The sequence below is a fragment of the Cohnella sp. GCM10020058 genome (genome assembly GCF_042683485.1).
Lineage (GTDB): Bacteria > Bacillota > Bacilli > Paenibacillales > Paenibacillaceae > Cohnella.
Genome location: NZ_JBHUJV010000004.1, coordinates 364,283 through 376,976 on the forward strand (window position 1 = coordinate 364,283; position 12,694 = coordinate 376,976).

13 protein-coding genes are annotated in these 12,694 nt (G+C 60.4%); 5 read left to right on the forward strand and 8 right to left on the reverse strand.

Translation table 11 applies throughout. The features are described 5' to 3' along the window. Positions 1–84: 84 nt before the first annotated feature. Positions 85–1,395 (forward strand): extracellular solute-binding protein, encoded by a 1,311-nt coding sequence (locus ACFSR7_RS07985; protein ID WP_378160555.1) that lies wholly within the window; start codon positions 85–87, stop codon positions 1,393–1,395. Positions 1,396–2,298: 903 nt separating this feature from the next. Here ACFSR7_RS07985 and ACFSR7_RS07990 read toward each other — a convergent pair. From ACFSR7_RS07990 to ACFSR7_RS08020, 7 genes are all read right to left on the reverse strand, one after another. Continuing rightward, a complete protein-coding gene (locus ACFSR7_RS07990; protein WP_378160329.1) occupies positions 2,299–3,117 on the reverse strand; it encodes a carbohydrate ABC transporter permease in 819 nt (272 codons plus the stop codon). 17 nt (positions 3,118–3,134) lie between these two features. Beyond that, a complete protein-coding gene (locus tag ACFSR7_RS07995) occupies positions 3,135–4,106 on the reverse strand; it encodes a carbohydrate ABC transporter permease (protein ID WP_378160331.1) in 972 nt (323 codons plus the stop codon). 19 nt (positions 4,107–4,125) lie between these two features. Continuing rightward, on the reverse strand, positions 4,126–5,475 hold the full coding sequence (locus ACFSR7_RS08000) for an ABC transporter substrate-binding protein (RefSeq protein ID WP_378160333.1): 1,350 nt from the start codon (positions 5,473–5,475) through the stop codon (positions 4,126–4,128). 49 nt (positions 5,476–5,524) lie between these two features. Continuing rightward, complete coding sequence (locus ACFSR7_RS08005; RefSeq protein WP_378160335.1) at positions 5,525–6,313, reverse strand: tyrosine-protein phosphatase; 789 nt, start codon at positions 6,311–6,313, stop codon at positions 5,525–5,527. Between the two features lie 100 nt (positions 6,314–6,413). After that, a complete protein-coding gene (locus ACFSR7_RS08010) occupies positions 6,414–7,235 on the reverse strand; it encodes a metallophosphoesterase family protein (protein WP_378160337.1) in 822 nt (273 codons plus the stop codon). Between the two features lie 194 nt (positions 7,236–7,429). Further along, on the reverse strand, positions 7,430–8,080 hold the full coding sequence (locus ACFSR7_RS08015) for a GntR family transcriptional regulator (protein ID WP_378160339.1): 651 nt from the start codon (positions 8,078–8,080) through the stop codon (positions 7,430–7,432). A gap of 99 nt (positions 8,081–8,179) precedes the next feature. Beyond that, positions 8,180–8,911: a suppressor of fused domain protein gene (locus ACFSR7_RS08020; protein WP_378160341.1), complete on the reverse strand. Its 732-nt coding sequence runs from the start codon at positions 8,909–8,911 to the stop codon at positions 8,180–8,182. Between the two features lie 92 nt (positions 8,912–9,003). On the opposite strand from ACFSR7_RS08020, the gene ACFSR7_RS08025 reads away from it, so the two are divergent. Next, positions 9,004–9,585, forward strand: a complete 582-nt coding sequence (locus ACFSR7_RS08025; protein ID WP_378160343.1) for a GNAT family N-acetyltransferase — start codon at positions 9,004–9,006, stop codon at positions 9,583–9,585. Positions 9,586–9,817: 232 nt separating this feature from the next. Here ACFSR7_RS08025 and ACFSR7_RS08030 read toward each other — a convergent pair whose 3' ends face one another. Further along, positions 9,818–10,582: an SDR family NAD(P)-dependent oxidoreductase gene (locus tag ACFSR7_RS08030; protein WP_378160345.1), complete on the reverse strand. Its 765-nt coding sequence runs from the start codon at positions 10,580–10,582 to the stop codon at positions 9,818–9,820. A gap of 169 nt (positions 10,583–10,751) precedes the next feature. On the opposite strand from ACFSR7_RS08030, the gene ACFSR7_RS08035 reads away from it, so the two are divergent. The 3 genes from ACFSR7_RS08035 (at position 10,752) to ACFSR7_RS08045 (ending at position 12,627) form a co-directional block, all read left to right on the forward strand. After that, complete coding sequence (locus ACFSR7_RS08035) at positions 10,752–11,258, forward strand: GNAT family N-acetyltransferase (protein WP_378160347.1); 507 nt, start codon at positions 10,752–10,754, stop codon at positions 11,256–11,258. Positions 11,259–11,284: 26 nt separating this feature from the next. Then, positions 11,285–11,965 carry an aspartate/glutamate racemase family protein gene (locus tag ACFSR7_RS08040; protein WP_378160349.1) on the forward strand — a complete coding sequence of 227 codons (681 nt, stop codon included), beginning with the start codon at positions 11,285–11,287 and terminating at the stop codon, positions 11,963–11,965. 215 nt (positions 11,966–12,180) lie between these two features. Next, entirely contained in the window at positions 12,181–12,627 is a 447-nt protein-coding gene (locus ACFSR7_RS08045) for an SRPBCC family protein (RefSeq protein WP_378160557.1), read from the forward strand. The last annotated feature ends 67 nt before the right edge of the window (positions 12,628–12,694 follow it).

The window sequence follows — 12,694 nt, forward strand, 5'->3', positions numbered from 1 at the left end:
TGCAGCTTGATGCCATACTCGGCTTCCGTCCGGCCCGCGCCGGGCGGATCGTCATGCTGCATCGTGGAGGCATAGAACGTGCGCATACGAATTCGGGCGGTATCGGCGCTGTCGGCAGCCGGCTTGGCCCTCGCGACAGCCGGCTGCGGGCAGACGGCCGGCGATCGTCTCGCCGCGGAGCCGGGCTCCGGCGACCAGGTCACGATTAGGATGATGCATCTGTGGCCGGAAGCCGGCGCGCTCGGTCAACACCAAATCGTGAACAAGATCATCGAGGAGTATGAGTCGGCGCATCCGAACGTGGTCATCAAACAGGAAGTGCTCGACAATGAACAGTATAAGGCGAAGCTTCGGGTGCTCTCTGCCGTAAACGAGCTGCCGGATGTCGGCATGACGTGGGCGGCGGGTGCGCTGCAGCCGTTCGTGGAGGGCGGGCTGTTCACGCCGCTCGACGACCTGCTGCAAGGCGAGCTGAAGGATTCGTTCGTAGCGGGCACGACGGAAGCTTATGCCGTGGACGGCAAAACGTATGCGCTGCCGCTCGAGTTCAATATCGCGCCGATCTACTATAACAAGGAGCTGTTCAGACGGTACCATCTGGAGGTTCCCAAGACGTACGACGAGCTCCGCGGCGTTATCGGGACGCTCGCCGCGGGCGGTGTGGCGCCGATCGCGCTGGGCAATCAGGACCGCTGGACAGGGTCGATGTGGTACATGTACATGGCCGACCGCATCGCGGGCGCGCAGACGCTAGCGGACGCCATCGGCGGAAAACGTACCTTTGCCGATGCGGGGCTCGTCCAGGCGGCCCGGAGCGTGCAGGATCTGGTGGACGCGGGTGCGTTCAACCCGGACTTTAACGGCTTGTCCAACGACGAGGCCAAGGCGATGTTCTTAAGCGGAAAAGCCGCCATGTACATGGTAGGGGCGTGGGAACTGCCGAATTTTACGACGAACCAGGACATCTCGCAGAGCTTTCGCGACAACGTAGGCTTCTTCAAGTTCCCGACGGTCGATGGGGGAAAAGGAGATATCGACGGCTGGGTCGGCGGCCCGGGCGTCGGCCTGTTCGTCGCCGAGAACTCCGAGGTGAAGGCGGAGGCCAAGTCCTTCGTCGAGTACTTTGTCAAGCGCTGGGGCGAACGGTCCGTCACCGACGCGGGCGTCATCCCGGCGACCAAGGTCGACACCGCGGCCGTCAAGCTGCCGCAGCTGTACGTCGACCTGCTCAACGAGATGAACAAAGCGACGAGCATCACGCTTTTCGCCGACGTGCAGTTGAAGCCGGGCGCCGCCGAGACGCATCTGAATCAGATTCAGGCGCTGTTCGGCAAAGCTGTCACGCCGGAAGCGTTCGCGGCCGCCCACGATAAGGTGATTCAGGCGGGGCAGTGAGGGCCGGGGCGCGGAAGGCAATATCCGCGCCGGCCCTCGGCCCGTCGATCAAGTACGCGCCGCCGTCATCCCGTCCCATCGACATCGCCGCAATGCCTCACCGCCATCTAACCGCCCCGCCACCGCAATCCCGCGCTATCGGCGCAATGCTGTACCATCGACGCAATACTGCACCGCCGAGCAATCTCGCATTATCGACGCAAACCCGCCTCATCGCCGCAATGCCTCCCATAAGCTAAATACCGTACCATCGACGCAATACTGCACTATCGCCACAATGCCTCACCATCAGCTCAACACCGTACCATCGACGCAATACGGCACTATCGCCACAATGCCTCACCATCAGCTCAACACCTAACCATCGACGCAAACCCGCACTATCGACGCAATACTGCGTTATCGACTAATCCCGCACAATCGACGCAATACGGCAACAACAACGCAATTCCACCCATCGTCGTAATTTTTCACTAACTTCGTAATGCCCAACCCGTGGCCTCGCCCCACTTGACCACCGCCCACGATAAATACCTGCAAATATACATCAATTTACCGCCGATCCAGCCATTTGGATGCAGATACCTGCAAATATGCATCTATTTCTCTCAAATCCGCCCCGTGGCATCGCTAGAAACGGAAATACCTGCATATTTGCAGTTATAGCGAGCGACTTTCTGTACTTCGAGAAATTACCTGCATAAATGCAGTTATTTCGCCGCCGCGACTCCCTGCAGCCCCTCGCGCCCCCTCAGATTTGCGAAAACGGCGATGCAACGGATGCAGCGGGAGCGACGGCGAGGGAGTGGGGGCGGAGCGTCAACGACAAAATCGCCCTCCCGGCCCATACATGGCCGCCGGAGGGCGATTTTTTGCCTAGAGGCATCGCGGGCTTGCGGCCCGTCACTTGATCCCGAACCGCACGAACGAATCGACGATCTGGCGGCGAAGCAGCAGGTAGATGATGAGGATCGGCAGGCAGGACACCGTCGTGGCCGCCATCAGCGAGCCCCACATGTTGGAGTCGGAGTTGACGAATAGTTTGAGTCCGATCTGCAGCGGCGCGTTTTCCATCTTCTTGGTGATGAGCATCGGCCACAGATATTCGTTCCACCCGTTGATGAACAGGATGATGCCGAGCGAGGCGACCGAGGACTTGATGTTCGGCAGGATAAGCCGCGTCAGGATGCCGAAGTCGCCTTGTCCGTCGATGCAAGCCGCCTCGATGAGCACCTTGGGGAACGCCTGGAAGCTCTGGTACAGCGACAGGATCGCGAAGGTGGACACGGCGAACGGCAGCACGATGCCCATGAGCGTCTCGTTCATGCCCATGTTGTTCACGAGCACGTAGTTGGGGATCATGACCGATTGGAAAGGGATGAGCCACGTCAGGCTCAGCAGCGTGAAGATGAGCGTCTGCCCGCGGAAGCGCCAGCGTACAAGCGCATATGCCGCGAGCAGGCCGGTGAACAGCTGAAGCGCGGTCATCAGGATCGAGACGCCGAACGAGTTGAACATCATGCGGAAAATCGGCATTTGCTCGAACGCGTAGCTGTAGTTGCTCAGGATCGGGCTGGGCGGCAAGAAGTCGGACTTGAAAATGTCCGATTCGTTTTTGAACGACGAATTCAGCATCCAGTACAGTGGGAACAGCGCGATCACGCACATGAGCGACAGCAGGCCGTGCTGCAGGATCGAGACCGCCGGCGGTTTTCTTTTCATGGTCGGCTCCTCCCGTCTTAGTTATCGTAAAAGGAAAATCGGCGCGACAGCGAATTGAGCGCGAGCGAGATGACGCCGAAGACGACGAAGAACAGGAGCGACGCCGCCGCGCTGAAGCCCGCGTTAAGGTTGGAGAAGGCGAACTTGTACATCTCGTAATAGACGTTGGTCGACGTGCCGTACGGACCGCCGGTCGTGAGGATGTCGATGTACGCGAACGTCCATTGGCTGGAAAACAGGATGCTCATCGTCAGCATGAAAATGATCATCGGCGACATGAGCGGAACGGTGATGCGCCAGAACTGGCGCATGCTGCCCGCGCCGTCCTGCGAGGCGGCTTCGTAGTACTCGCTGTTGATCCCGGTCAGCGCGGCGGAGAACATGATCGTGCTGAAGCCGATCATCTTCCAACCCGTGATGAGCAGGATGATCCACTTGGCGAACGACGGATCCGAGAAGTAGGCGATCGGCGCGTCGATGAATCCGAGCTTCATCAGTACGACGTTGACAAGCCCGCCGGACGGGTGGAACAGCCAGCGCCAGATCGCGCTCACCGAGACCGGCGCCAGGATCATCGGGATGAAGAACAGCGCGCGGTATACGTTTTTCATGCGGCCTTCCATGTGATGAGTGACCGCGGCCAGCGCGAGCGGGATGACGATGGAGAAGGGCAGCAGCAGTACCGTATAAAACACGGTGTTGCCGATCGAGTCGGCGAAGCTCTTGTTCTGAAGCAGCCGCGAGAAGTTGTCCAATCCGACGTACAGCGGCTCGGTGCCGGGGACCATGCTCCATTTGTGAAAAGCCAGATAAAACGTGTAAAGCAGCGGTCTGTACATCCAAATGCCGAGCAGGACCAGCGCAGGCAGCAGGTACAGCCAGGGCTTCAGCATGCGAAGCGCCTTGGACCGGGTGCGAGGCCGGTCCAAGGCTACGGGCGGCTTCCCCGCAAGGGGGGGCGCGTAGGCGTTTTCGATCGCTTGGCTCATGACGGCTCCTTTCGATTCGTTACTGGATCATCTGGTTGATGTCGTCCTGCGCCTTCTGCAGCGTCGCCTGGACGTCGCCGTCCTTGGTCATGACGGATTTGACGATGGCGTCCGTGAACGCCGTGGCCGCTTCGGTGGCGTATTCGCCCGGCCAGATGGCGACCGGCTGGATACGGGACAGCTGCTCGAGGTTGATCCGGTAGAGCGGGTTCTGCTCGACGAAATCCTTCAGGCCGTTCGGATCGTCGGCGAGCGCGGTACGCAGCGGGAGATAGCCGATCTGCGAGGTGATGATCGTATAGCCGCGGTCGCCGGTCACGAAGCGGATGAACGCCCAGATGGCGGCGCTCTTCTCGGGGCTGTCCGAGCGGACGGCGAGCACGCTGCCCGAGTTAACCGGGACGGCCGGCTTGTCGCCGAACTGCGGCATGCCTGCGCCGTATACCTGCCAGCCGCCGGCTTCGGACGCCTTCTTGATGCCGCTGTACAGCGAGGTCGAAGAGGCGTACATGCCGAGGTTGCCGGCCATGAACTGTTCGACCAGCTCCGTCTCCGTACCTGGCGCGGATGCGCCGTTCTGGTACAGATCCTTCCACGTCTCGATCGCCTCGACGCTCTCGGGGCTCGCGAATTCCGCCGACTTGCGGTCCTTCGACAGCACGCTGCCGCCGTTGCTCAGAATCAGGCCTTCGGTGATCCAGCCGTTGGTCGGCGTGAGGCCGAAGCCGTCCTTGCCCGTCGCGGCCTTGATCTTGAGGGAGGCTTCCTTGATCTCGGCCCACGTTTTCGGCGGCTTCGTCGGATCGAGGCCGGCCTGTTCGAACAGCTTGCCGTTGATGAAGACGATCGGCGTGCTGAACGTGAAGGCGAGGCCGTACATCTTGCCGTCGATCTTGCCGAGCTCCAGCGCGTTGGGCGAGATGCCCTGCAGATGCGCGTCCAGCTCTTCCTTCGGGAAGATATCCTCGTAAGCCTTGAAGCCGAGGCTCAGGCGGGAAGCGTCGAGCGTGCCGAACGGATGCTGCACGACGTCGACTTCTTTGCCCGCGGAGATGTCCGCCTTGTACTGCTGCATCGTCGTGTCCGCGACGCCTTCGACGACGACGCCCTTTTCCTTGCCGACCGTATCGTTGAATTCCTTGATCAGCTGCTCCATGCCGGGCTTCATCGTCGGGTAGGCCAGGCTGTACGAGTAGAACGTCACCTTGGTCGGATTCGCGGGATCGAGCTTGGCGAGCTCCGTCTGGCTCGGCGCCGAGGTTGCGGCAGCGGCGTCGGCTTCGCCTTCCGCGGCGGAGCCGCAAGCGGACAGGCTGGCTGCGGATGCGATGGCGAGTACTAGGGCGGTGCCTTTCATGAACGGTTTCATAAAATCATGCGTCCCCCTTTTCAATAATGGATGCTGTTCGTCTATGCCACTAAGCTTCTAGGCAATAGGCTTGTATACGTGCCCGATCTTCGGCGTCGATGCCGAATTCGGCGAGCAGATATTGCTCGAACGTGCCGTGCGCGGCCAAAATGGCGTTCATCGAAGCGTCGAGATAACGCTCCTGCAGCGCCATCGTGCGGCGCATCGTCTCGAGCGACTCTTCGTCGAGGTATTGAGCGGCCATGTCGAACATTTGCGCATGGAACTTCTCGAGCGTCACGTTGGACAACAAGTAGTCCTCCATGATCGTCTCGTACGGCACGCCCAGCGTGAGCAGGATGAGCAGGGCGCCGACGCCCGTGCGATCCCGTCCGCCTGCGCAGTGATGGACGAGCGGCAAGCTCGTTTCCGGCGTGCGCAGCAGCGACATGAGCTGCTTGTAGGAGCCGTTATTGATCGGCAGGCTCGCGTACAGCCTGTCCAGCATGTTGTCCGAGAAAGCCTTGTGCATGCCGCTCTTGAAAAGCTGCTCCATCGTCACGTGCGGCGCGCTCTCGGCGGCTTCGTTGGCGGGCACGCGGATATAGCGCGCTTCGCCGATGGCCGGATCCGGCTTTTCTTCGGCCTCGGCGCGGTTGCGGTAGTCGAAAACGTGCTTCAGGCCGATGGCGCGCAGCGCCTCGTGGTCGGCTTCCGTCAGGCCGGTCAGCTCGGCGGCGCGGAACAACAGGCCCTTCTTGACCGTCCGTCCGTCTTCGGTGCGCAGTCCGCCCATGTCGCGGAAGTTGAACGCGCCCTCCAGCGGGAGCAGGCAGGCCGGCATTTGAATCGTCGTCATGATGCGTCTCTCCTCGGTTATCGATGTCGGTAGAGCCGGATGCCGGCGTCCGGCGTTCTATGGAATCGCGCTTGCGCCGGCAGCCTGGCGCCTGCAGGAATCAGTGCTGAGCGACGAGCATGGCGATCGGGAAGCGGAAGTACTCTTCGCCGGAAGTCGGCAGCACGGTCGTCTGGATCGAGATGCCTTCCTCGGTCACGTCGACGATGTTGAAGCCGCAGAAGTCGACCATCTTGTAGTTCTCCGCATCCGCCAGTTCGCCGGTGAACGCCGTGCCTGCGGCTGCGACGTTGACGATGCCGCGGTAGGTGCCGACGTTGTTGGAGTGGACGTGTCCGGCCATGACGCCGATGACGTCGGTGCCTTCGATCACGTCGCCGAGCTGCGCGCGGTTCGCCAGCAGGTGGTCGCCGGGCATGCCGCGAACGCTCATCATCGGATGGTGGATCCCGACGATCGTGCCGAGCGGCGCGGGGGTGGCGAGCTCGTCCTTGAGCCAAGCGAGCTGCGCGGCGTCAAGCTCGCCGTCGTGACGGCCAGGCACCTGAGTGTTCAGGCCGATCAGGCGCAAGCCCTTAATGTCGAGCGAGTAGTAGTAGGCTTCTTCGGACGGCGCTTCGCCGAGGTAGCCTTGGCGGAACGCGGAGCGATGATCGTGATTGCCGAGCACGACGTGCACGGGCGCGCCGATCAGCGCCGCGCATTCGTCGAGCACGGTGCGGATGTAGGCATAGTCGGCTGCGTCGCCTTCATGCGACAGGTCGCCCGTGATGAGCACGAAGTCGGGCGCGACGTTCGCGTCGCGGAGGTGGCGGAACGTCTGCTTGACCTTATCGGCAAGGTTGAACTTGGCGAAAGGGCCCTCGGAGCTCGGCGCGTTCATGTGCGTGTCGGTCAGGTGTACGAATTTCATGCTTGTCATCTTCAATCAGCCTCCTTGGTTTTTGAAAAGTTATCTTGTATACAAGAATTATTGATCTTGTATGTAAGGTAGGTATAAACGAGCGATCGGAGTTGTGTAAAAAGTGCGGACACGCAAAAAAAGCCCCGAAACGAGAGGTTTCGGGGCGGGTTCACTGATGCGGCGGCGCCGGAAAACGGCGACGCTATACGTTTTTATACCTTGTAGCCGTTGCGGAGGAGCTCCTCGCGCGAGTTGCGTTTGGACGCCTGGATGGCGGCTTTGGCTTCCACGTAATTGCCTTCCGTTAAGTGACGGTAAATTTCGGCGTATAGCTTCTTGCCTGTATATGGACGATTCGAGCCCTCGGTGGACCGGTAGGCGACGACGACGTACAGGACCTTGTCTTTGTAGCGGTCGAACGTCTCCATAATGCTGCGGTTGCCGATCGTGGAGAGCAGCGTGCTCATAAACATAAGGCCCGACTCATAGTATTCGCGGTGCATCTTGCGCTCGCTGGCCTCGATCAGTTGGTCCAGGTAGTAGCGCATGCGCTCGAAGTCGGGCTCGTATTGATCCTGCTCCATCCGTTCCAGGACGAACAGATAAAGCGCGTTCAACAGATCGAACATGTCATACAGTTCCTTGACGTCGATTCCTTTGACGAGGATCCCGCGCTTGACCAGCGTCTCCAGGAATCCTTCCTTTTCCAGCTGCATGACGGCGGCCCGGACGGGCGTCCTGCTCATGCCGAGCCCGCTCGCGAGCTCGCTCTCCGAGAGCAGTTGGCCGGGCAGGTACTTACCGCTGAGCAGCCGCTGCCGGAGTTCCTGATAGGCGACTTCCGCGAGAGGCAGGTCGGGCATTGAGGCAATCTCCTTTGAATCGTTACCGATCATGATATCCATTTAGTATATCTTGTCGATCGGCGGCGGGCAATGCAGCTCTTTGTTAACGCCTGGCGTTCAGAATAGGCCGAAGCGTTTTTTGCATACGTTTTTACGGTCTGCTCGCAGCAGCTCGTTGACACCGGCTGCTTCCAGCTTTTCGAACAACGCTTCGGGGCCTTGCTTCAGCTTGAAGTCCATCTCCTCCTTGTACAGCGGGAGCAGGCTGAAGAAATGAACGTCCTTGCCGGGAGCTGCCGCGAGCGTAAAGAATTCCTTGGCCGATTGGACCGTAGAGGGAACCGACAAGATCATGCCGGATAGCTTCGTATTGTCCGCATATGGCTCGGCCGGATCGCCGTTCGGAATCGTGTGGGCCAGGTACAGCCAGGTATTGTATTGGTGAGGAAGCCGGGCAAGCGATTTTAACATACGGACGGGCCAGTAATGGTCTTCGTCCCTAAAGGCGGCTTCGGACAAGGGCCAGTCGGAAGGAAGGCACAGCAGGAGTTCGGCATGGCGGTACGCTTCCGCTCCTTTTGGGACCGTCATCGGCCGCAGGCCCATACCGCAGGTGACGAGCGTGTAGAAGTTCCGGCTGGGCGTCGGTGCGACGATGAGGATGTCGAGGTGGACGTGTTCGGAGACGATCTCATGAAAGACGTTCTGCACCGGGCCGATGTAGGTCTCCACATGCTGCGTGACAAGCGCAAGATAATCGGCATCCTCCTTGGCGGGGACGGGCGGGCGGTCTTGGGATTCATGCCGATAGACGATACTGCCGGCGGCGGATACTTCTTCTTTGCGCATAGAAACCTCCAAATTTATAATGGATAAATAATGTAAATATATCGGATTTTTGAATGCATTGCATAATAGAAAAGCAGGAAGTGATTCCAAAGATGCTTGATCGATCTATTCCATACTTTGACGTTATTATGAAGCGGCTGCCGGGAATGCCGATTCCGGAATGCCCGCTGCCAGCGGGATATGCGATAACACCATTTACTGTAGGGGGCGAGCTGCGCTGGGCGGAGATCGAAGCTTCAGCAGGCGAATTCTTAAGCGAAGAAGAGGCGGTCGAATACTTTCGAAGGACGTATCTTCCCTTGGTCGATGAGCTGGAAAAGCGATTATTGTTCGTGGAGAATGCGCGGGGCGAGGCGGTCGGTACCATCATGTGCTGGTGGGACTACACGGGAGGAAGACGAGATCCGTCCATTCACTGGTTCGCGGTCAAGCGCGAGTGTCAGGGGATAGGTCTGGGGAAAGCGCTGGTGGCAGCTTGTTTGAGAGAAATGATTGGCCTGGAGGGCGATCGCAGCATCTACTTGCATACCCAAACCTGGAGCTATAAAGCCGTGCGGCTCTATAGCCGGTTCGGATTCGAGATCGTACGCGGCGAGACCTTCGCTTCTTACCGGAACGACTATGACCAGGCGATGCCGATTTTGGACGCGCTGCTGAGGCCGGAGGGGGAGTAGCTATCCGTGACGGGCCCCGCGTCGCATGATGTGCTTTCGTACGGCAGCACTTGGCCCGCGAAGGGCGCCGCATCGCATGAAGTGCTTTCGTACGGCAGCACTTGGCCGGTGAAGGGCGCCGCGTCGCATGATGTGCTTTCGAGCGAAAGCACATGGCCAGCGAAGGGCGCCGCATCACCTGATGTGCTTTCGTACGGCAGCACTTAGGGCGCTCGTGTCTGCCCGAGTAAAATCAAAGCCTCGAGCCCCCGCTCGCATCGATGAGCTGGCCCGTTACCCAGCGACTGTCCGAGGAAGCGAGGAACGCGGCGATATCGGCGACGTCCTCGGGCTGGCCCCAGCGGCCGAACACCGAGAGCCCGGCGGCAAACGCCCGCCCTCCGGGGTCTTGCAGCGTCTCCGCGTTCATGTCGGTATCGATGATGCCGGGCTGGATAGCGTTGACCCGGATACCGCGTCCTCCCAGCTCCTGCGCCAAGTTAAGCGTGAGCGTGTTGATCGCGCCTTTGGACACGCTGTATCCGAGCAGGTTCGACAGCGGGATCCGCGTTACGGCGGAGGAAAGATTGATGATGCTGCCGCCGTCGTTCATGCGCTTCAGCGCCTCCCGAATGACGAGAATCGGTGCCTTGACATTGATCTCCAGTACTTCGTCAAGCGATGCCGCCGTCGTTTCCTCGATGCCCAGCTGTTGGCCGATCCCCGCGTTATTGACCAAAATATCGATTCGTGTGCCGAATGCCGGCCCGTCCAGTCTCCCGTCCAACGCTTCAAACAAAGCTTCGATCCCGCCCGCGCAGACAAGATCGGCGCCGATCGCGAAGGCCGAGCCGCCGCCGGACCGAATCTCGCGGACGACCGCCTCCGCGCGCTCCCGGTTGCTTCCGTAATGCACGGCGACGGTCGCGCCTTCCGCGGCGAGGCGCAGCGCGATGCCCCGGCCGATTCCTCTGCTCGCCCCCGTTACCAATGCGACCTTTCCGTTCAGTCTCGTCAAATGGATCAGCTCCTTCTCTTTTTTACAAGACCAGTTATAGCACGAGGTTTCCTTTGCGATGTTGCGCTTCTATTCGGAGGGCCGGATAGGCCTGCGGCAAAATGGCTGATGACGGTTAAGGCTGATAGAATGGGATAAAGGGACAGCCACCTCGAAGGAGGAGAGACGAATGAGTGAACGGTCGCAAGCGGAAATCGTACCGTGGTCCGCGGGCCACCTCGAACTGCTGCATCAAATGAACGCGCCGGAAATGACCGAGCATCTGGGCGGACAGGAGACCGAGGCGCAGGTCGCGGAGCGTCATGAGCGGTATTTGCGGATTGTCGGAAAAGGAACGGGCCGGATGTTCGCCGTCGTCCTGCTCCCGGCCCGCGCGCCGGTCGGAAGCGTCGGTTATTGGGACCGGACGTGGGCGGGAGAACAGGTCTACGAGATGGGCTGGGGCATACTGCCTGCCTATCAGGGGAGAGGTCTCGCGACGGCGGCCGTCGCGCAGACCATTGAAAATGTCCGCATCGAGGGCCTTCGCCGCACGATTCATGCGTTTCCGGGCGCCGACAATCCTGCGTCCAACGCCGTCTGCCGCAAGCTGGGTTTCACGCTGCTCGGCGAGACCGAATTCGAATATCCGCCGGGCAGCTGGATGCGATGCAACGATTGGCGGCTGAGAGTCTGACGTAACAGAAAAGGAGGCGAATCGATTTGGCGCTGAAAATCGCATGTCTGCATGCGCATGAATCGAATATCGCATATATCCAGGGAATGCGCGTTCCCGTTGGCATGTCCTGGACGCATTACGTCGATCCGGGGCTGATCGCGCGAATAGGCGCGGACGCTTCGTTCACGGAACAACGCGCGCGCGAGCATGTCGCCAATCAGTTAGACTGGATGGCGCGAGCGGACGCGGACGCCATCCTGATTACCTGCACGAACTACATCGCGCTGCTCGACGAGTCGCAGAAGACGGTTAACTTGCCGATCCTCAAGATCGACGCGCCGTTTTTTGAGGAGATCTGCCGACGCGCCGGCCCCCAAGCGCTCCTGTTCACGAACCCGGCGACGGTGGAAGGTACGATGAGGCGACTGTACGATTATACGGAACGCAGGAAGCTCAGCCGGCCGGAGATCGAGACCGTTGTGCTGCCCGGGGCGTTTGACCTCATTATGCGCGGGGAAAAAGAGGCGTATCTACAAGTCGTGCAGGCGGAGCTGAGTCGACTTCTGGATGCCGAACCGGCAAGGTCCGTTTCCGTCGCGCAGCTGTCGATGGTCGACGCCGCGGCACAGGCGGAAGCCGCATACGGCGTAACCATCGGCCATCCGCTTCGTCCGCTTGCCGGCGCCGTAGCGGCGCTGGCAAGCGAGCTCGGCGGCCGCCGCTAAACGAGGCTCCGTGCGCCTGCGGCCAGCGCCGCTGACGCGCGCGAACGCCCCTATGTAGCTCTAGCCGGAGCTGCGATCCGCCGGAAGGATGACATATGGCTCCGCGCTTCGCGAGGCATGTTAAACTAGGGAAGAAGACCAGACTCTTTTAAAACGAGGAGAGATCGTCGGTGGCTTCCCTAAATCTCAGTCAAGTGCCGGTGGCGACAGCGGAGATGCTCGTGCGCAGGCCGGTAGAAGAAGTATTCGAAGCATTCGTCGACCCGTCGGTGACGACGCGGTTCTGGTTCACCAAGAGCAGCGGCCGGTTGACGGCGGGGGCGCGCGTCCTGTGGGAGTGGGAGATGTACGGCGCAGCGGCGCAGGTCGACGTCCTCGCGATCGAGCCGAACCGGCGAATTCAGATTCGCTGGGGCGACGAGACGAGCGGCTTCACCCAGGTGGAGTGGACGCTCAAGAGCCGCGGCGAAAACGAGACCCTCGTCAGCGTCGTCAACTCGGGCTTCCAGGGCGACGGCGACGCGGTCGTGGCCCAGGCGCTCGATTCGACCGGCGGCTTCAACATGGTGCTCTGCGCGCTGAAGGCGCTGCTGGAGCACGGCATCGAGCTGAACGTCGTCGCCGACAAAGCGCCGGACGCGAACGTGCGGCCTATCGAGTAAGCCATATGCGTAAGATCGGACCGCCAGGACATCCAATCCCGGCGGTCCTTTTTTATTTCGGCAGACG